The organism is Stenotrophomonas sp. Sm10, assembly GCF_030985515.1.
In the GTDB taxonomy this organism is placed as follows: Bacteria; Pseudomonadota; Gammaproteobacteria; order Xanthomonadales; family Xanthomonadaceae; genus Stenotrophomonas; species Stenotrophomonas hibiscicola.
On the sequence record NZ_JAPTFO010000038.1, the window covers coordinates 1 to 20,432 of the forward strand.

15 protein-coding genes are annotated in these 20,432 nt (G+C 67.1%); 11 read left to right on the forward strand and 4 right to left on the reverse strand.

What is annotated here, in order from left to right; genetic code table 11:
* Positions 1-45: 45 nt before the first annotated feature.
* Complete coding sequence (locus tag O0J15_RS12110; protein WP_019660663.1) at positions 46-783, reverse strand: pteridine reductase; 738 nt, start codon at positions 781-783, stop codon at positions 46-48.
* 58 nt (positions 784-841) lie between these two features.
* On the opposite strand from O0J15_RS12110, the gene O0J15_RS12115 reads away from it, so the two are divergent.
* Both O0J15_RS12115 and O0J15_RS12120 read left to right on the forward strand, forming a co-directional pair.
* A complete protein-coding gene (locus O0J15_RS12115; RefSeq protein ID WP_058981625.1) occupies positions 842-2,026 on the forward strand; it encodes a class I SAM-dependent methyltransferase in 1,185 nt (394 codons plus the stop codon).
* Positions 2,023-2,415, forward strand: a complete 393-nt coding sequence (locus tag O0J15_RS12120; protein WP_134735336.1) for a VanZ family protein — start codon at positions 2,023-2,025, stop codon at positions 2,413-2,415. Before O0J15_RS12115 ends, O0J15_RS12120 begins: the two co-directional genes overlap by 4 nt.
* Before the next feature lie 125 nt (positions 2,416-2,540).
* Here the strand turns inward: O0J15_RS12120 and O0J15_RS12125 are convergent, their stop codons facing one another.
* The 3 genes from O0J15_RS12125 to O0J15_RS12135 form a co-directional block, all read right to left on the reverse strand.
* The gene (locus O0J15_RS12125; protein ID WP_308305712.1) at positions 2,541-4,901 is read right to left on the reverse strand and encodes a family 20 glycosylhydrolase; all 2,361 of its coding nucleotides are present in this window, start codon (positions 4,899-4,901) and stop codon (positions 2,541-2,543) included.
* 110 nt (positions 4,902-5,011) lie between these two features.
* Positions 5,012-7,711: a TonB-dependent receptor gene (locus O0J15_RS12130; RefSeq protein WP_021204672.1), complete on the reverse strand. Its 2,700-nt coding sequence runs from the start codon at positions 7,709-7,711 to the stop codon at positions 5,012-5,014.
* 143 nt (positions 7,712-7,854) lie between these two features.
* Positions 7,855-8,871 (reverse strand): glucokinase family protein, encoded by a 1,017-nt coding sequence (locus O0J15_RS12135; protein WP_111098690.1) that lies wholly within the window; start codon positions 8,869-8,871, stop codon positions 7,855-7,857.
* A 375-nt stretch (positions 8,872-9,246) separates the two neighbouring features.
* Between O0J15_RS12135 and O0J15_RS12140 the strand changes: the two genes are divergently transcribed.
* The 9 genes from O0J15_RS12140 to O0J15_RS12180 all read left to right on the forward strand — a co-directional run bounded on the left by O0J15_RS12140 (position 9,247) and on the right by O0J15_RS12180 (position 20,229).
* Positions 9,247-10,536: a sugar MFS transporter gene (locus O0J15_RS12140; protein WP_111102098.1), complete on the forward strand. Its 1,290-nt coding sequence runs from the start codon at positions 9,247-9,249 to the stop codon at positions 10,534-10,536.
* 39 nt (positions 10,537-10,575) lie between these two features.
* A complete protein-coding gene (locus O0J15_RS12145; RefSeq protein WP_005411045.1) occupies positions 10,576-11,643 on the forward strand; it encodes a LacI family DNA-binding transcriptional regulator in 1,068 nt (355 codons plus the stop codon).
* 7 nt (positions 11,644-11,650) lie between these two features.
* Complete coding sequence (locus O0J15_RS12150) at positions 11,651-12,679, forward strand: SIS domain-containing protein (RefSeq protein WP_227844062.1); 1,029 nt, start codon at positions 11,651-11,653, stop codon at positions 12,677-12,679.
* Positions 12,679-13,827, forward strand: a complete 1,149-nt coding sequence (gene nagA, locus O0J15_RS12155) for an N-acetylglucosamine-6-phosphate deacetylase (protein WP_308305713.1) — start codon at positions 12,679-12,681, stop codon at positions 13,825-13,827. Before O0J15_RS12150 ends, nagA begins: the two co-directional genes overlap by 1 nt.
* A complete protein-coding gene (locus O0J15_RS12160) occupies positions 13,827-14,894 on the forward strand; it encodes a heparan-alpha-glucosaminide N-acetyltransferase domain-containing protein (RefSeq protein ID WP_308305714.1) in 1,068 nt (355 codons plus the stop codon). Before nagA ends, O0J15_RS12160 begins: the two co-directional genes overlap by 1 nt.
* Before the next feature lie 226 nt (positions 14,895-15,120).
* On the forward strand, positions 15,121-18,147 hold the full coding sequence (locus O0J15_RS12165) for an autotransporter outer membrane beta-barrel domain-containing protein (RefSeq protein ID WP_308305715.1): 3,027 nt from the start codon (positions 15,121-15,123) through the stop codon (positions 18,145-18,147).
* Positions 18,148-18,401: 254 nt separating this feature from the next.
* On the forward strand, positions 18,402-19,406 hold the full coding sequence (locus O0J15_RS12170) for a S41 family peptidase (protein WP_308305716.1): 1,005 nt from the start codon (positions 18,402-18,404) through the stop codon (positions 19,404-19,406).
* A 3-nt stretch (positions 19,407-19,409) separates the two neighbouring features.
* Positions 19,410-19,745, forward strand: a complete 336-nt coding sequence (locus O0J15_RS12175) for a hypothetical protein (RefSeq protein WP_021204662.1) — start codon at positions 19,410-19,412, stop codon at positions 19,743-19,745.
* Positions 19,746-19,794: 49 nt separating this feature from the next.
* Positions 19,795-20,229 (forward strand): SseB family protein, encoded by a 435-nt coding sequence (locus O0J15_RS12180; RefSeq protein ID WP_005411035.1) that lies wholly within the window; start codon positions 19,795-19,797, stop codon positions 20,227-20,229.
* The last annotated feature ends 203 nt before the right edge of the window (positions 20,230-20,432 follow it).

Here is a 20,432-nt window from a genome sequence, read left to right on the forward strand (position 1 = left end):
GGCCCCCCCCGCTACCGGTGGTGCCGGCCGCTGGCCGGCAACATTTCAGCTGACGGTGCGCCCACCATCCACGCGCAGGGTGTGGCCGGTGACGAAGCTGGCTTCGGCCACCAGCCAGTAGACCGCTTCGGCGATCTCCTCGACCGTGCCGATCCGCGCCAGCGGCGTGCGCGCCAGCAGCGCCTCGCGGGCGAAATCGTCCTTGCCCTGTTCCGGCCAGAGGATCGCACCCGGCGCCACCGCGTTGACCCGCACTTTCGGCGCCAGCTCCAGTGCCAGTGCGCGGGTGGCCATCTCCAGCGCGGCCTTGGCCATGGTGTAGGCGATGTGGTCGCGCATCGGATCGGTGCCGTGCAGGTCGGTCAGGTTGACGATGCAGCCCTGCTGGCGGCGCAGGTAGGGCGCCGCCGCTTGTGACAGCAGCAGCGGCGCACGTGCATTGACTGCATACAGTGCGTCCATCGCCTCGGCGGTGACCTGGCCGAGCGGGGTGGGGAAGAAGTTGGAGGCGTTGTTGACCAGCGCGTCCAGGCGGCCGAAGTGGGTAACGGCCTGTTCCACCAGGTCGGGCAGGGCGTCGGCGTCACGCAGGTCGGCCTGCAGGGCCAGCACGCTGCCCGGCCGCACATTGTCGAAATCGAACGCGGCCTGCTGCAGTTCGGCGCTGGAGGTGTTGGCATGTAGCACCACCGACCAGCCACAGGCGTGGAACTGGCGGGCGATGGCCGCGCCGATCCGGCGCGCGCTGCCGGTGATCAGGACCACGGGGTGGGTATCGCTCATCGAGGGTCCTCCAAGGCTCAGCTATCCTGTGCACATTGTCACCGCATTCGAAGACGCCATGCAGCCCACCTTCCCCCTGCCCGAAGCCGATGCCCTGGCCCACAGCGACCAGCTGGCGGCCGCCCTGCGTGCTGAAATCCTCGCGCAGGGCGGGGCCATGCCCTTCTCGCGCTTCATGGAGCTGTGCCTGTACACCCCGGGCTGGGGCTATTACAGCGCCGGCGCCAGCAAGTTCGGTGGCAGCGGTGACTTCACCACCGCGCCCGAGCTCGGCAGCCTGTTTGCCGGCAGCGTGGCCAATGCGCTTGCACCGGTGTTCGCCCAGCTCGGCGCGCAGGCGCGGATGCTGGAGCTGGGCGGCGGCACCGGCGCCTTCGCCGAGGCAGTGCTGCTGCGCCTGGCCGAGCTGGATGCGCTGCCGTCGCGCTACGCCATCCTCGAACCCAGTGCCGATCTGCGCGAGCGCCAGCAGCAGCGTCTGCAGCAGAACCTGCCGGCCGAGCTGGCCGCGCGCGTGGACTGGGTCGACCGCCCGTTCGACGAGGACTGGGAAGGCGTGGTGTTCGCCAACGAGGTGATCGACGCGCTGCCGACCCCGCGCTTCCTGATCCGCGATGGCGAGGTCTACGAGGAAACCGTCGAGCTGGACGCCGAAGGCAATTTCATCCGTGGTGCGCAGCCGGCCGACATCCTGCTCAACGGTGCGGTGCGCCATATCGAGCGCTACCTGGAAAAGCCTTTCGCCGAGGGCTACCGTTCCGAAGTGTTGCCGCAGCTGCCGTACTGGCTGCAGGCGGTGGCTGGTGGCATGCAGCGTGGTGCGATGCTGTTCGTCGACTACGGCTACAGTCGCAGCGAGTTCTACCAGCACGACCGCGATGAGGGCACCGTGCGCGCGTTCTACCGCCACCACGTGCACAACGACGTGCACCGCTGGCCGGGCCTGCAGGACATCACCGCGTCGGTGGATTTCACCGCGATGGCCGAGGCCGGCATGCACGGCGGTTTCGAGCTGGCCGGCTACTGCAGCCAGGCCAGCTTCCTGCTCGGCAACGGCCTGGACCAGGTGCTGCTGCTGGCCGAGGAGCGCACCGATGAAGTCGGCCGCATCCAGCTGCGCGACCAGGTAAAGAAGCTGACCCTGCCGACCGAGATGGGCGAGCGCTTCCAGGCCATCGGCCTGCAGCGTGGCGTCGACTTCGAACCGGCCTTCGAGCTGGGTGACCTGAGCTGGCGCCTGTGAGCGAGGCGTTGCCGGCGATCAAGCCGCTGCGGCGGCCGCGGTTGTGGGCCGGGCTGTGGGCGACGGCAGTACTGCTGGTGATCGTGGTCTGCCTGATTCCACCGCCGCCGATTCCGTTGCCGGAAAACAGCGACAAGGGCGAGCACTTCGTCGCCTACTTCATCCTGGCCGGCAGCGCTGTGCAGCTGTTCCGCCGCGGCAGGCCGCTGCTGTGGGTGGGCGTGGCCCTGGTGTTGATGGGCATCGGCATCGAGTTCGCGCAGGGCGCACTGACCAGCAACCGCATGGCCGACCCGATGGACGCCATCGCCAACACGGTGGGCGTGCTGGTCGGCATGGTCACGGCCCTGACCCCGCTGCGCGACCTGCTGCTGCGCTGGCGAGGGTGAGGTTCCTGTAGAGCCGAGCCCATGCTCGGCTGCCTTTCAACCGGAAAGCCGAGCATGGGCTCGGCTCTACAGTAGATCCACGCGATGCGTGGATCCGGCCGCAAAGCGTCAACCAAGGTTGGCACCTACATGAGCGTGACCTCATCCAGCACCCACATCGCCGGGCGCGTGTCGCCGGTGAAGTTGATGCACAGATCGCCGTTGCCAGCGGTGCCCTTCGGCAGCGCCGCACGCAGCGTCACGAAGCCATCGGCATCGGGCGTGGCCGGCAGCGGTACTTCGGCCAGCACCTTGCCGCTGCAATCTCCGCGACGCACCTGCATCTCGCCATGCGCGCGCCTCGCTTTTTCGAAGCGACGCTTCGGCTCGTCGTGGGCCAGCTGGAAGTAATAGGGGATGCGCCCGGCACGGACTTCCACGCTGCCGACGCCGTCCAGCTGCGCCTGCGGCCAGCGCCAGCAGGGCTGGAAGATATCCACGTTGAACACCGCGCGGTTTCCTTCGCGCGGACCATCGTCCTCCAGGCGCAGCACCAGCCCCTTCTTGCCCACGCAGCTGAGCAGCTCATCGCTGCGGCGGCTGAGCAGCGATTGTGCGCTGAACGCCGCGACCGTCGGCTTCGCCGCCAGCATCTGGCCCTGGTAGAACGCGGCGGTCTGCACGGTAGCGGGCAGCTGCGCGGTCAGCGGCTGCTGGTACAGCGGCGACTGCGCCGTCACCGGCTGGCCATCGGTGCTGTAGCGCACTTCATAGCCCAGCGGATTGGCCAGCGATACGGTCACCGTGTTGGCGGCGCGGTTGTTGGTGTAGTCCACGCCCACTTCGAACGGGGTCTGCGCGTAGGCCAGGCCCCAGGCGCGGTAGCGCTGCAGCTGCGCGGGCAGGCGCGCGAGGAAATCGCGGAAGTCGCGATGTTCCGGCGTGCTCCAGCCGGTCTCGGCCACTGCCGCCAGGCGCGGGAACAGGTTGTGCTGCAGGCGTGCGTAGGTGCGCGTGTGCTCGGTGAACATGTTGGCCTGCAGACCGAGAATGTGCTGGCGCTTGTCGGCCGCCAGCTCGGCCGGCACCGGCTCGTAGTTGTACAGCTTGCCGAGGTTGACCTGGGCCGGGCGGCCCGGCGGTTCGTTCGGCGAGGCCGTCTGCAGGTAATCCAGATAGAGGTAGCCCACCGGCGACATGACCACGTCATGGCCAGCACTGGCCGCGGCCAGGCCACCTTCGGTGCCCTGCCACGACATCACCGTGGCCTGCGGTGGCAGGCCGCCTTCGAGGATTTCGTCCCACCCGATCAGGCGCCGGTCGTGCTTCTCCAGGAAGGTCTCCAGGCGCTTGATGATGTGGCTCTGCATGGCCATTTCATCCTTGATGCCCAGTGCACGCATGCGCTGCTGCACCTGCTTCGAGGCTTCCCACTGGTCCTTGACTGCCTCGTCGCCGCCCACGTGCACGTACTTCGCAGGGAACAGTTCGATCACTTCTTCCAGCACGTTCTCGAGGAAGGTGACGGTGCTGTCTTCCACGTTGAACAGGTTCGGGAACACGCCCCATTCACTGATCGGCTTCAGCGGGGTGTCGATCGAACCCAGTTCCGGGTACGCGGCAATCGCGGCGGTGGCATGGCCGGGCACGTCGATTTCCGGAATCACCTGGATATGCAGCTTGGCGGCATAGGCGATCACTTCGCGGATCTGCTCCTGCGTGTAGAAGCCGCAGTACGGATGCTCCTGGCCATTGGCCGGATCGACGCCGCCATCACCCGCCGGCAGGCGGCAGCTTCCCACCTCGGTCAGCTTGGGGTAGCGCTTGATCTCCATGCGCCAGCCCTGGTCATCGGTCAGGTGCCAGTGGAAGGTATTGAGCTTGTGCGCGGCCATCGCATCGAGCACGCGCTTGATCTCGTCCAGGCTCTGGAAATGCCGTGCCGAGTCGAGCATGAAACCGCGCCAGCTGAAGCGCGGCGCGTCCTGGATCTGCACCGCGGGAAGCACGCCGTTGCTTCCGCCCGTGGCCAGCTGGGCAAGCGTGGTCGCGCCGTAGAACAGGCCGGTTTCGTTGCCGGCCTGGATCACCACGCCCTGCGCGGTGCTTTCCAGCGTGTAGCTCTCGCCGCTGTCACGGAAGGTGGGCACGATCTGGAAGCGTATGCCGCCCGGGGCGGCTGCCGTCTTGCCCTTGGCCGGCGTAAGGCGCGGACCGCCACTGCGCGCCAGCAGGTCGGTGAACTGGGTGGCGACGTGCTGCGCGGCTTCGCCTTCGGCGTGCAGCGCGGTATCGGCGCGTACGGTGATGCCGCTGCCCTGGCCGCGCTGCACGGTGGCTGGCGCGGGAATCAGCATCAGGCTGCCGGTGCGTAGCTGCGGGCCGGGTGCTTCGGTGGCCGGCGTGGGATCGGCGGCCAGCGCCGGCAGTGCCGGCAGTGCCGGCAGCAGGGCAATCAGGCTGCCCAGCAGCGCGCTGCGCATCCGGGCGCGGGAAGGCTTGACCATCGGAACGACTCCTTGGAACGGTGCGATGAACGCTATACATGAAAAACGCCGGGCCCGGAATGACCAGGCCCGGCGTGCGTGCACGACTCGGCGATGTTGCCGCCGCTGGATCAGTACTTGAAGCGGAAGTTGAGGTAGTACTGGCGACCGTTCTCATAGAACGCGCTCGGGATCGAGGCGCTCTGGTAGTACTTCAGGGTCGGGTTGTTGAGGTTCAGTGCATCGAAGCTCACGCTCATCCAGTCGGTCGCCTTGTAGCTGAGCGACAGCGACAGTGTGCCGAAATCATCCTGGTAGTACGGGCTCGCGCCCTTCAGACCGATCAGGAACGAGGACCGGTAGGTGTAGCTGACGCGCGCACCGAAGGTATCATTCTCGAAGTAGGCACCCACGTTGTAGGTGTTCTTCGAGGTACCCAGCAGGTTGTTGCTGCCGTCTTCCCAGGTGTGGGAGGTGCTGCCGTCGGCGTAGGTGTAGTTGGCGTTCAGGCCGAAGTTCTCACCCAGCGGCTGTTCGTAGGCGAACTCCATGCCGTAGACCTTGCCGTCGGCGTTGACCGGCACGGCGACCTGGTAGGCCTCCAGCTGGTTGCTCAGCTCGCTGTACAGCATCTGGGTCTGGGTGCCGAAGGCCACGTAGTCCTTCAGGTTCATCGAGTACGCGCCCAGCGACACCAGGCCGCGCGGCATGAAGTACCACTCCAGGTTGGCGTCGAAGTTGGTCGACAGCACCGGCTTCAGCTTCGGGTTGCCGCCACCGCCGACCTTGGTCAGGTCCGAACCCCAGGACGATGCGCCCAGTGCCGAGAAGTCCGGCAGGGTCTGGGTCTGCGACGCGGCGAAGCGGAACACCAGGTCATCGGCCAGATCGAACTTCAGGTTCGCGCTGGGCAGGATGCGGTCGTGCTTGTTTTCGAACGACAGCGCCTTCCATTTGCCGAACAGGCTGCTGACGTCGGCGTTGGCGATATCGCTGACCGCCTGGTAGGTGTCGATGTCCTGCTTGATGTTGACGTAGCGCAGGCCGACGTTGCCGCTCCAACGGTCGCCGCTGAAGTTGGCCTGGACATAGCCGGCGAAGTTCTTTTCGGCCACCTTCCACTCGGCGCCATAGTTGTGGCGACCGGTCGGGCCGTCATTGCCGGCCAGCCAGGTGGAGTTGTTGAGCACTGCGTCCTTCAGCGCACCGGGGGTGTAGTACCAGATGTTGCGCGGGAAATTGCCGCCGATGCCGCCGGCGAAGCCACCCGGGAAGCTGCCGGTGGGGGCGCCCTTCAGTGCGTCCCAGATCGCGCCCGGCGTTGCCCCTTCCGGCGACAGCGCCTCGCGCTTGTGGTCGGCATAGCGCACGCCGAAGTCGAGCGAGTTCAGCACGCCGCCATCGTTGAAGTACTGATTGAAGTCCGCCGTGAACCACTTTTCCTTGTCTTCGGCAGTGACTTCCTGGTTGCCCCAGGTGCCGAAGCTGGTCACGCCGTTCGGGCTGATGTCGCCGCCGACGTTCCAGTCCACCGGCGAACCGTTGCCGTGGGTGGTCCAATTGGCGCCGCCGCCGTCAGCCACGGTCACTTCCGCGATGAACTGGCGCGGCGTGGTGCCGGTGCCCTTGGTGCTGCCGGCCTGGAACTTGGCGTTGAGGCTGTCGTTGATCTGCCAGTCGGCATCGAGGGTGATGTAGTTGCTCTTGGCGGTGGCCTCGCGGTAGATCATGTCGTACACCGCGTACGGCGTACCGGCGACGCCTGCGAAGTTGGCGTTGGTCAGCACGCCATCCTTGACCACATAGCCTGGCAGCGGGGCCTGGCCCGGGCGGGTGATCACGCCGGCGTCGTCCTTGTCGTCGCCCATGATCTTGCTACCCCACAACATGAAGTTGCGATTGTAGTTGTTGGCTTCCATCTTGGAACTGAAGCCTTCCAGGCCCAGCGTCAGATTGTCGGCCGGCTTGAACTGCAGTGAGATCAGGCCACCCTTGCGCTCGCGGGTCTGCTCGAACAGGGTCGAGCCGAGCAGGGCGGGCGCATAGACACCGGCCAGGTCCGGGTTGGACTTGGCTACAGTGCCGTTCGGGTCGATCTTGAAGAAGCCCGACGGGATTTCCTGCGCTTCACGACGCAGTTCACGCTTCTGGCTGAACCCCTGCACCATCACGCCGAAGGTGCCGTCGTCGTTCTTGTAGTTGAACAGGCCCGACAGCTGCGGGTCGGTCGACTTGGCCTGGTCCGAGCGCACCGCGCCGATCGAGGCTTCAGCGGTGATCTGCTTGGAAAATTCCAGCGGCTTGCGGGTGAGGATGTTGACGGTGCCGGTGGTGCCGCCGTCCTGCAGCTTGGCCTGCGAGGACTTGTTCACCTCCACCGAGCGCACCAGTTCCGACGGCAGCAGGGTGTAGCTGACGCTGCGGCCGACATTGCTACCTTGGCTGAGCACGAACCAGTCGGCCGAGCCGACGCTGTGGCCGTTGATCAGGGTCTGGGTCAGGCTCGGGCTGGTGCCGCGCAGGCTGACACGGTCGGCTTCATCGAAGCCACCTTCGTCGGCGCTGGACGAGCTGATGTTCACGCCCGGCAGGCGCTGCAGGGTATCGGCAACATTGTGCGCGGGCAGCTTGCCCACGTCTTCGGCAGTGACCACTTCCACGCGCGCATTGGCTTCGCGCTTGGTGTCCAGCGACTTTTCCATCGAGCCACGGATGCCGGTAACGGTCACGGTGTCCAGATCGGTGGCGGTCGGGGCCGCCTGCTGCGCGTGCGCACTGAAGGCGATGCAGCTGACGATGGCGGCCGAAAGCAGGGTCTTGCGGGTGTTCATGATGTCTCTCCTCATCACTCGATTGGGTGCCGGCGGCGGTGTTCGGTTACGGTTGCGATGACATGCGCGGGGCGGCGGCGAAGTCCCGTGCGTTGGCGTGCCACGTACTGCGTGCTGCGATTGCGTTGAAGCCTGTTGCGGTGTCAGGCGGCCGATTGCTGCAGGTACCAGCTGGCAGCGCCGACCACGCCCAGCTGGCCGTGTTCGACGACCTTCACCGGGATGCGTGCCAGCGCTTCGCCCATCGGCCCCTTCTGCAGGTAGCGTTCGACGAAGGTGCTGGCGTGCAGGTATTCGCGGATCTGCGGCAGGATGCCGCCGGCCAGGTAGACGCCACCGTGGGCGCCGTAGAACAGCGCCATGTCGCCGATGGTGCTGCCGAGCAGGCCACAGAACACGTCCAGCGCCTGGCGCGCATGCGCATCGGTATCGGCCATGGCGGCGGCGGTGACTGCGTCGGGGCTTGCCAGGGTCGGCGCCTGCCCCTGCAGTGCACACACCGCACGGTACAGGTTCATCAGGCCGGGGCCGGAGATCGCATGCTCGATCGACACGTGCGCGCGGTCGCGCTGCATGTGGCGGACGATGGCCATTTCCAGTTCGGTGCTGGCCGCCAGAGTCGGCTGGCCGGCCTCGGTGGGCAGAACCACCGGGCCGTGCGCGGTGGGGATCCACAGCGCGGCGCCCAGACCGGTACCGGGGCCGACCACCAGGGTCGGACCGCGTGCGGCGCTTTCCGGCCCGCACAGGTGCAGCACGCCACTGGCGTCCACCTGCGCGGCGGCGTAGGCCACTGCTTCGAAGTCGTTGACGATGTAGACCCGCTGCAGGCCGACGTCGGCTTCCACCTGGCGCGCCGACAGCGGCCACGGCAGGTTGGCGGTGATCACGGTGCCGTCCTCGCGGGCGTAGCCGGCGCTGGCGACCACGCAGTGCGTGGGCCGCGGGCCTTCGCCCAGGAAGTCGGACAGGATCGCGCTGAGACCGGCATGGTCGGCGTTGCGGTACTTGCGGTACTCCAGCACCTGCACCGGGTGGGCGGCATCGCCGCTGGCCTGGACCCGGGCCACGCGCACATGGGTGCCACCGACGTCGGCGGCCAGGAACGAGGGCGCAACGCGGGACAGGACATGGGCCGGGGCGGGGTGGCTGGCGGTCACGCGGGCTCCTGCTGTCAGGTGGGGCCGGCCCGGAACCGGGGCGGCGATTGTGGCGGAGTCTGTAACCGCGCTGACAACGATGTCAACGAGTTCGTGACACTTTCGTTGCTGCGTTGCAACGAACGCGGCGTGCAGTAAACGTTTACATGGTGTGAGTGTGGGTTTCACGTGGGAACCATTGCCGCACGTGGCTCTAGGACTGCCGCGCATTCAGCGGAGCGTACCGCGGTGGACTTGCGCAGTGCAGCACGAGGTTCACAGGGCTGCGCGTGGAAGTTGACAAACCGCGGCTGTCCATCGAAAGAATGTGACAACGTTGTTCCCAGCCACTCTCCGACGCCGCGTTCTGCGGCCGTCGCCGCAGGAGCCCTCCTGATGTCCGCCGTCCCCGCTGCAAGCGCGCGCCCGAACGTGGCCACCTCCATCGCCATCGTTGGCGTGTTGTTCTTCCTGATCGGCTTCTTCACCTGGCTCAACGGCCCGCTGATCACCTTTGTCAAGTTGGCCTTCGAACTCAGCGAGGTCGGCGCCTTCCTGGTGCTGATGGTGTTCTACCTGTCCTATTTCTTCCTGGCCCTGCCGGCGTCCTGGATCCTGCGCCGCACCGGCATGAAGAAGGGCCTGAGCCTGAGCCTGCTGGTGATGGCCGGTGGTGCCGCGCTGTTCGGTGAATTCGCCACCCAGCGCTGGTATCCGGGCGCGCTCGGCGGCCTGTTCGTGATCGGCAGCGGCCTGGCCCTGCTGCAGACGGCGATCAATCCCTACATCTCCATCCTCGGCCCGATCGAGACCGCAGCGCGTCGCATCGCGCTGATGGGCATCTGCAACAAGATCGCCGGCATGCTGGCGCCGGTGCTGATCGGCACCCTGGTACTGCATGGCATCGGTGACCTGGACAAGCAGGTACAGGCGGCCGACGCGGTCACCAAAGTGGCCCTGCTCAATGAGTTCGCCGCCAAGATCCATGCGCCGTACCTGGCCATGGCGGGCCTGCTGGTACTGCTGGCCGTCGCCGTATTGTTCTCGCCGCTGCCGGAGATCAAGTCCTCCGAGGCCAACGCCACCCCGACGACCGCCGGCGCAGCCGAGCGCAGCAGCATCTTCCAGTTCCCGCACCTGTGGCTGGGCGTGCTCTGCCTGTTCGTCTACGTCGGCGTGGAAGTGATGGCCGGTGATGCGATCGGTACCTACGGTCATGGTTTCGACCTGCCGCTGGACCAGACCAAGATGTTCACCTCGCTCACCCTCGGCGCGATGCTCATCGGCTACGTGGTCGGCCTGCTGGTGATCCCCAAGGTGGTTTCGCAGTCGCGCTACCTGACCATTTCGGCGGTGCTGGGCGTGGTGTTCTGCCTCGGCGCCTGGGCCACCCACGGCTACGTATCGGTGGCCTTCGTGGCCCTGCTGGGCTTCGCCAATGCCATGATGTGGCCGGCGATCTTTCCGCTGGCGATCCGCGGCCTGGGCCGCTTCACCGAGACCGGCTCGGCCCTGCTGGTGATGGGTATCGCCGGCGGCGCGATCATTCCGCAGCTGTTCGCCGTGCTCAAGCAGCACATCGACTTCCAGCTGGTGTTCGTGCTGCTGATGGTGCCGTGCTACCTGTACATCCTGTTCTATTCGGTGATCGGCCATCGCGCCGGCCTGCCGCAGGACAAGGCCTGATCGGCGATGATGGACGGCAGCCAACCCCAGGGAAAACCCATGCGCAGAGCGACCATCAAGGACGTTGCGGAGAAAGCCAAGGTCTCGCTGAAGACGGTCTCGCGCGTGATCAACAACGAGCCCTCGGTGATGCAGGCCACCCGCGCGCGGGTGCTGCGTGCCATTGCCGAGCTCGACTATGAACCCGATCCGTCCGCGCGCAACCTGCGCAGCGGCACTACCTTCGTAATCGGGCTGGTCTACGACAACCCGAACCCGTACCACATCATCGGCGTGCAGAATGGCGTGCTCGCCGCCTGCCGCGAGACCGGGTTCGGGCTGCAGATCCATCCCTGCGATTCCAGCTCGCCGCTGCTGGCCGATGAACTGGCCGACTGGGTGCAGCGTTCGCGCCTGGCCGGGCTGGTGCTGACCGCACCGATGTCCGAGCGCCGCGACCTGATCCAGGCGCTGACCGCGCGCGGCATCAAGCTGGTGCGCATCATCGCCGCCACCGAAGACCCGGCCGATGGCGCCTGTGTGTTCGTCGACGACCGCGAGGCCGCCTACGAGATCACCGAGCACCTGATCCAGCTGGGCCACCAGCGCATCGGCTTCCTCTGGGGCGGCAGCTCGCACCGGTCTTCGGGCGAGCGTTACGCCGGTTACGAAGCCGCGCTGAAGGACTACGGCATGACCGTGGACAAGCACCTGGTGGTGCAGGGCGACTACACCTTCGATGACGGTTTCCGCGGCGCGCGCCGCCTGCTGGCGCTGCGCGAGCCGCCCACCGCCATCTTCGGTTCCAACGACGAAATCGCTGCCGGCGTGCTGGCCGCCGCCAAGTCGGCCGGCATGAACGTGCCCTACGACCTGTCCATTGCCGGCTTCGAGGACAGCCCGTTCTCGCGCCAGTCCTGGCCGCCGCTGACCACCGCCAAGCAGGCCACCGAGGACATCGCCCGCCATGCCGCGCGCCTGCTGATCGCCCAGCTGCGCAGCGATGCCTACGACGACGCGCCGGCGCCGCTGCACAACCAGGGCTTCGTGCCGCAGCTGGTGGTGCGTGGTTCGACCGCGCCGATGCGCCCCGCCGGCGCACGCCCCCTTCCTTCCGATCCTGCCTGAGCCTGCCATGTCGCTGTCAGACCCCACGTCCACCCTGATGTTCGCCGAGGCCGCTGAAGCGGCCGACGTGGTCGCGCGCCAGTTCTCGCGCAACCACGCCACCATGGAAACCCTGGCCGCCAGCCTGCGTGCTGCACCGCCGCCGTTCGTGGTCACCTGTGCACGCGGCAGCTCCGACCACGCCGCCACCTATGGCAAGTATCTGCTGGAAACCCAGCTGGGCCTGGTGGTCGCGTCGGCCTCGCCATCGGTGGGGTCGGTCTACGCCGCACCATTGCAGCTGCGCGGCGCACTGTTCATCGTCATCTCGCAGTCGGGCAAGAGCCCGGACCTGCTGCGCAACGCCGAGGCCGCCAAGGCGGCCGGTGCGCGCGTGATCGCGCTGGTCAACGTCGAGGATTCACCTCTGGCGCAGCTGGCCGACACGGTCATTCCGCTGCACGCGGGTGCCGAAAAGAGCGTGGCGGCGACCAAGAGCTACCTGGCGTCGCTGGCCGCGCTGCTGCAGCTGGCCGCGTACTGGAAGCAGGACAGCAGCCTGCGTGCGGCGCTGGACCTGCTGCCCGACGCGCTGCGTGAGGCGTGGCAGTGCGACTGGAGCGCGGTGACCGAAGGCCTGGTCGAGGCCACCAACCTGTTCGTGCTCGGCCGTGGCCTGGGCTTGGGGGCGGCCCAGGAAGCGGCGCTGAAGTTCAAGGAAACCTGCAGCCTGCATGCCGAAGCCTACAGCTCGGCCGAGGTCAAGCACGGCCCGATGGCGCTGGTTGACCGTGGATTCCCGGTGCTGGCCTTCGCGCAGCCCGATGAAACTGGCGCCGGCACCCGCGCGGTGGTCGAGGAATTTTCTGCCCGGGGCGCGCAGGTGTGGCTGGCCGGGGCCGGCGGCAACCTGCCGGTGGCTGCAGCGCCGCATCCGTTGTGCGCACCGTTGTTGACCGTGCAGAGCTTCTACCGCGCAATCAATGCGCTGGCATTGCGTCGTGGCTTCAACCCGGACCTGCCGCCGCACCTGAACAAGGTGACGGAGACGGTGTGATGGCAACCGTGCTGCGCAATGCCCGCATCCTGGCGGGCGATGAGTTCCGCGACGATCTGGCAGTGGTGATCGAAGAGGGCCGCATCAGCGCGCTGCTGCCCGATGCCGCGCCGCAGCTCGGCCACGCTGCCGAGCAGGTGGACCTGGGCGGTGGCTGGCTGCTGCCCGGCTTCATCGACGTGCAGGTCAATGGTGGTGGCGGCGCGCTGTTCAACAACACGCCGGACGTGGCGGCGCTGCGCACCATTGCGCAGGCGCATCGTCGTTTCGGTACCACCGCGATGCTGCCGACGCTGATCAGCGATGACGTGGAGGTGATGCGCGAAGCCATCGGTGCGATGCGCGAGGCCATCGCGCAGGGCGTGCCGGGCGTGATCGGCATCCACCTGGAAGGCCCGTACATCGCGCCGGCGCGCAAGGGCACGCACGATGCCAGCAAGTTCCGCGTGCCGGATGAAGACGAGATCGCGCTGGCGGCATCGCTCGACAACGGCGTGACCCTGCTGACGCTGGCGCCGGAACGCGTGCCGCTGGAGACGATCCGCGCGCTGGTCGAGCGTGGCGTGATCGTTGCTGCTGGCCACACTGCTGGCACGTACGAAGAGATTCGTGCCGGACTGGATGCTGGGGTGCGTGGCTTCACCCATCTGTACAACGCGATGTCGCCGCTGCAGGGCCGTGAGCCCGGTGCGGTGGGCGCTGCGCTGGAAGACCGCGACAGCTGGATCGGCATCATTGTCGATGGCGTGCATGTGCATCCGGCCAGCCTGCGCGTGGCGCTGGCGGCCAAGCCGCGCGGCCGCCTGCTGCTGGTGACCGATGCGATGCCGCCGGTCGGTGCCGATGATCCCAGCTACGTGCTCTACGGCGAAACCATCACCGCCATCGACGGCGTGGTGCGCAATGCCGCCGGTTCGCTGGCCGGCTCGGCGCTGGACATGGCCACCGCCGTGCGCAACACCGTGCAGCTGCTCGGCCAGCCGCTGGCCGAAGCCGCACGCATGGCCTCGACTTACCCGGCGCAGTTCCTCAACGTCGACGACCGCCTGGGGCACATCGCCGAGGGCTACCAGGCCGACCTGGTGCTGCTGGATGATGCCCTGCAGGTGCGTGGCACCTGGATTGCCGGACAGTACGAGGCCGCCTGATGAACGCGACGCCGCCACGCCGACTGGGCTCGATCGACGCCCTGCGTGGCATCACCGTGGCGGCGATGCTGCTGGTCAACAACCCGGGCGACTGGAGTGCGGTGTTCGCACCGCTGCGCCATTCGGAATGGCATGGCTGCACGCCCACCGATCTGGTGTTCCCGTTCTTCCTGTTCCTGGTGGGCGTGTCGATGGCGTTCAGCGTAGCGCCGCGCGCGCTGGACGTGTCGGCGCGACCTGCACTGGCGCGCGGCGTGCTGGAGCGCGCGCTGCGCATCCTGCTGGCCGGTGCGCTGCTGCACCTGCTGATCTGGTGGGCGTTGGATACCCATCACTTCCGCATCTGGGGCGTGCTGCAACGCATCGCGGTGTGTGCGGCGTTGGTGGGCGTGCTGGCGGTCTACGCGCGGCCGCGCGTGCAGGTGGGCGCTCTGATCGCGCTGCTGGTGGGGTACACCGTGTTGCTGCTGGGCATCGGTGACCTGGCGCCATGGACCAACCCGGCCAGCCGCCTGGATACCGCGTTGTTCGCGCCGTGGATCTATCAATGGCACGCCGATGCCGGGCTGGGCCATGACCCGGAAGGATTGCTGAGCACGCTGGGCGCGCTGGCCAGTACCTTGCTCGGGCTGTTGGCCGGAGGCCTGCTGCGCAGCGGACGTGCCGCGGCGCTGGCTGGGCTGGGTGTGGCGACTGCGGTGTTGGGCCTGCTGCTGGCGGTGGTGCTCCCGTTGAACAAGCAGCTGTGGACGCCCAGCTACGTGCTGTGGACCGGTGGCCTGGCGGCGCTGGCGCTGTGGCTGGGCCACCTGTTGATCGACCAGGAGGGCTGGCCGGCGCTGGGCCGGCGCTTCGGCGTCAATGCGATCACGGCGTATCTGGGCGCATCGGTGATGTCGGTGGTGCTGATGGCTACCGGGGTTTGGGGGTGGGTCTGGCAGCGACTGGCCACCGCAATGCCGCAGGCGCTGGAGCTGGCGTCCATGCTGCAGGCGCTGGTGTTTGTCGCGCTGTGGTGGGGCGTGGCATGGTGGCTGGACCGGCGGAAGATCTATCTGAAGATCTGATGGCACCTCATCCACGCCATGCGTGGATGCTCTCCGCGCGGCCTGTGACCGCTGCAAAGATGAATAATTTCAGCCACGTAGAGGTGCCGTGATGGCCGATCAAGTTCGCAACTGAACTGTGATGGCCGCCACGCAATTTCACCTATCGAAACCGTTCACCACACGGCAGACTGCCTGCGCAGTACCGCATATCCGCAGTTCCTGATCCCTTTTCCAGGAGTGCTGTATGTCCCGTGCCGTTCCACACGCTTTTCGTCCGCGCCGCCTCACCGTTTCCGTGCTGCAGGCCCTGGCTGTCCCGTCCGTCATGCTGCTGAGTGCCAGCGTCGCCTGGGCCGGCTGTGACAGCGCCGCCCCCGTCGCCGGCCAGACGGTCACCTGCGACGCCAATGCGCCGAACCCGCAGACTGTTCCCATCACCGCCAATGGCGCGGCCGGCATCACCGTCACTGTCGCCAGCGGCGCACAGCTGCAACAGAGCGGCGGCGTAAGCGCAATCTCGCTGGTCGGCGCAGGCGGGCACCTGTTGTCCAACCTGGGCACGATCAGTTCGGTGGGCGGTGTGGCGGTCCAGCTCGGTGGCGGCAGCCGTGTCGAAAATGCGGGCAGCATCAGCACCGGCAACAACACCGCCCTGCAGTTCGTCGGTGCGGGCGACAGCGTGCTGGTCAACCGCGGTACGATCAGCGGGCGCACCGGCGTACAGTTCGATTCAGGCAACGACCGCCTGGACATGCAGGCCGGCAGCATCAGCGGCGGCGTCCTGCAAGGGGATGGCAACGATGTGCTGCTGCTGGGCAATGGCACCATCGACAGCGTCGACCAGGGCAACGGCGATGACCAGATGACCGTCACCGGCGGCACCGTCACCGGCCTGGTAGCGCAGGGCAGTGGCCGCGATGATTTCGTCATGAGTGGCGGCACGGTCGGCGCGCTGCAGCAGGGCGACAACATCGATACCTTCCGCATGAGCGGTGGCCGCATCATCGGCGCGTTCGAGGATGGCGACCAGGCGTGGATGACCGGTGGCCGCATCGGCCGCGTCAACATGAAGCTGGACAAGAACCTGTGGGACCAGTCCGGCGGCACCGTGGATGGCAATGTGGTGACCGGTTTCGACACCGATACCATCATCATCTCGGGTACCGCCTACATCGGCGGCAACATAAGCGTCAGCGGCGGCAACGACAGCGTGACCATTACCGACGGCACCGTGCGCGGGCAGGTACTGCTCAGTACCGGCGATGACACCTTCAACTGGAATGGCGGCGGCATCGTCTACGGCGCGATCGACATGGGCCCGGACAACGACGTGGCCAACCTCAGCAACCTCAACCAGGGCAACCTAGGTGCGGTGCCGCTGTTCGACGGCGGCAGTGGCATCGACCAGCTCAACCTCAGCAACGTCAAGACCACGGGCGTGGGCCGCTTCCAGAACTGGGAGACGATCAGCCTGACCAACAGCACCGAGCTGAGCTTCGATGGCGACCTGGTGCTGGGCGACAGCGCAACCGGCACCGGCACGCTCACCGTGGATGACACCAGTACCGTGTATGCGGGCAGTGGCGGCCATGCCATCCGTCCGTTCAACAGTGGCGCACTGGTGGAGATGGTCAATGCCGGGCGCATCGACCTGACCGGTACCGGCGCGGGCGACGTGTTCACCGTGCGTGGCAATTATCGAGGCGATGGCGGTGGCCTTTACCTGCGTACCGTGCTGGGCGCAGACAACTCCACCAGCGACCGTCTGGTGATCGACGGCGGTACTGCCACCGGGACCACCGGCATCGGCGTGCTCAATGCCGGCGGCAGCGGCGCCGCCACGCTGGCCGATGGCATCCTGGTGGTGCAGGCCTTGAATGGCGGCCGCACCGCGCCGGGTGCGTTTTCGCTGTTCGCACCGGTGGCGGCCGGTGCCTACGAGTACTACCTGTTCAAGGGCGGTGTCAGTGCCGGTACCGCCGAGAACTGGTACCTGCGTTCGACGCTGGTGACCGGGCCGACGCCAGCACCCAACGGTGGCGGCAGCGCGACACCGCCACCGCTGACGCCTCCAGTGGCCCCACCGCCGCCGATCACCCCGGCACCGCCGCCGCCGCCCGAAGGCGCCACCGATCCGGATCTGACCGCGGGCGAGACCGCGCCGCCACCACCGCCACCGGAACCCGCGCCGGTGGCGCCGCCCAGCGATCCGGCCGTGCCGGACGTGCCGGTGGCCGGCGGTGCGCTGCCCGGAACCGGTGCCCCGCCGACGCCGGGTGCACGCCCCGCCGAGGGCGCAGTGGTGCCGCTGTACCGCGTGGAGACTGCCACCTATGCCGTGGTGCCGCCGCTGCTGCGCGAGACCTCGCTGGCCAGCCTCGGTACCTTCCACGAGCGGCAGGGCGAGCAGCGCCTGCTGTACAACCAGGGCGCATTCCGCACCGCCTGGGGCCGGTTGGTGGGGCAGAGCAGCGAGATCCACTGGAAGGGGGATGCGCAGCCCGGCTTCGATGGCGATGTGATGGGCCTGCAGGCCGGCCTCGACGTGTGGGCTGCGGCCTCCGACAACCACCGCAACCAGATCGGCGTGTTCGTCGGCCGCACCCGCGCGCAGGGCAAGACCACGGGTCTGGCACTGGGCTGGGAGAACGTGCAGGTGGGCCAGAACCGCCTGGACGACAAGCACGTGGGCCTGTACTGGACCTTCACCGACAGCGGTGGCGGCTACATCGATGCTGTGGCGATGCAGAGCCGCTACGACGGCCGCGTGCGTTCCTCGCGTGGGCTCGGCTTCGGCATTAAGGGCGATGGCACCAGCGTGTCGGTGGAGGCGGGCAAGCCGCTGCTGCGGTTTGGGCAGTCGGCGTGGTGGTTGGAGCCACAGGTACAGGTGATCTGGCAGCGCACCTCGCTGGACGACCGCCGCGATGAGGTATCGAGCGTGCGCTTCGACAACGACAACGCCTGGACCGGCCGCATCGGCCTGCGTCTGGCCGGCGACTACCAGCTGGCCGACAACGGCTGGCAGCCGTATTTCAAGCTGAATTGCTGGCATGGTCGTTCCGGCGAGGACCGCATCCGCTTCGACGACGACACGATCATCAATTCGCAGCGCTCACGCGCGCTCGAAGCCGGTGTCGGCGTGGTAGGGCGCTTCAACCGCACCATCAGCGCGTACGCGGTGGCCGACTACACGCGCGAGCTGGGCGGTGACCGCAATGAGAAGCGCCGCATCATCGAAGGCAACATCGGCCTGCGCGCGGACTGGTAGCGCCGGGCCATGCCCGGCGGCATGACCCGCTCTGGTGGGTGTCGACCTTGGTCGACACGAACCCTGCCGCCGTCATGACTCTGTAGAGCCGAGCCATGCTCGGCTGCTTCAGTCGCAATTTCCCCAAGCCGAGCATAGGCTCGGCTCCACAGAACACTAGCGCGTGGCGAGATCGATCCCACCGCGGCTATCCTACGGCTTCGATACATGACAAGGAGTCGTCGATGCTGGACCTAAGGAATGTCCGTGCCGCCATGCTCACCACGCTGCTGCTTTCATCTTCGGCCGCAGTTGCAGAGGAGACAGTGGAGCTGCCGTCGCCGGAAGCGCGTGAGCAGATGCTGCAGTTGTTGGAAACCCAGTCCTTGTACCGTCGCCGCGTAGATTGGAACGACGTGCGCGCGCGCCTGAACGCGGCAGGGGATGACCGCGCGCAACAGCGCCGTGTTCTGGATGAAGCCGCCGCACGCAGCAGCGGAGGCCATGGCCGCTGGTTTTCACCAAGCGAGCAGCGTCAGCGCTCCGAACGTGCTCAGCGCTTGAATGCCAGTCAGGCGACCGACTTCGCTGCCCCCAATCATGCCAATCCCCGCATCGGCGTGCTGCGGGTGAGCCCCTTCGTGGAAGACCTGCAACGCAACGAATCAGAACGTTATGAAGCACGCAAGGTCTACGCGCTGGCGTTGCAGGGGCGTATCGCTGGCCTGGATGACGGCACGCGGTGCGGCTGGGTAGTGGATGTAAGCAGCAATGGTGGTGGCAACATGTGGCCTATGTTGTTTGGTTTGTTGCCATTGCTGCATGGAACGCCGGATACGCAGGGGGCGTTGATCGGCGCCTTCCGTAGTGCCGATGGATTGCTGTGGTGGCGGCAGGCGGAAGGTGAAGTCGTGCAAGGCAATGCCTCGATGCTGCGTTCACGACAGGGCGCGTATCGGTTGCGTGCGGGCACGGCGCCGGTGGCGGTGGTGATGGGGGCAGGCACTGCAAGCTCCGGCGAAGCAGTGGCACTCGCGTTTCGAGGGCAACCGGGGAGTCGCAGTTTCGGTCAGCCCAGCGCAGGCTTTTCTACTGGCAATCGACCGACGACGCTGGTGGACGGTACCACCTTGTTGTTGACCCACAACGTGATGACCGATCGTAACGGGCAGGGCGACGGTGGCAGAATGCAGCCGGATCAGGCTACGGCCAGCGGGCCGGCCACCCTTGCCGCCGCCCAAGCCTGGCTGCTGGCCCAACCCGCCTGCCAGGGCCGCTGATCCATGATCCTGATCGGCCAGCAGGAGCGGGTGGTGGTGGTCGGCCCCACCGAGGCCCACCACTGCCTGCGCTGCCAGACGGAAACCGAGTTCGCGCCCCAGTTGCGCTACAAGATGGCGCGCATCGACCTGCTGTTCGGCCTCACCTACCATCGCCGTTATGAGCTGGCCTGCACCCGGTGCGGGCACGGCTGGGTGCTGGACACCGACACCATGGACCAGCAGCTGGGTGGGGTGCCGATCCCGTGGCGGCATCGCTTCGGCCTGCCGCTGATGCTGGTGGTGGTGGCCGGTCTGGCGGCGTTGGGCTGGCTGTGGCGGCATGGATTCCTCGGTTGAGGAGCGGGCCTGCTAAAGTCTGCCCTGCAATCACGTACCGGAACCGACCATGGACCACGACACCCCGTTCGAACCCCTCAACGACCTCGAGGTGCGCCTGTTGCAGGCACAGGACGGCACGCTGACCGCGTCGCAGTTCCTCGACGGCCTGCTGACCTCGACGGCGTTCGTGCTGCTGGACAAGGCCATCGGTGAAGATGGCGCCTGGGACGAGAGCATCTCGCCGCTGGTGCTGACCAGCGAGAGCGGCGAGCCGATGTTCGCGGTGTTCACCGCCCCCGAGCGCGCGGGCCTGTGGCACGAGCAGCTGCCGCAGTTTGCGCATGCCATGCCGATCGCGGTGCACGCGCTGCTGGCCGGTATCGGCGACGGCGTCGGCCTGGTGCTGAACCCGGGCCTGGACGTGGGCATGGAGATGATTCCCGATGCGGTGGCGCAGCTGAAGCAGCGGGCTGCGGCGATCACCCGTGGGATGGCGCACTGATCCCGCGAGTGTCTGGTTGCCGGCCAGCGTCCGGCACTACCCGTGGTGCCGGACGGCGGCGATGGCTTGCAAGTGCGTCCTGTTCAATGGAGAGGAGCATCGTGGGCAGGCGTTCTAACCGATCGCTGTGGGTCTATGAGGTCGGCCTTGTTGCGGGTTTGGCACTGGTAGCTGCGTTCATCACCCGGTTCAATCCGGTGGAG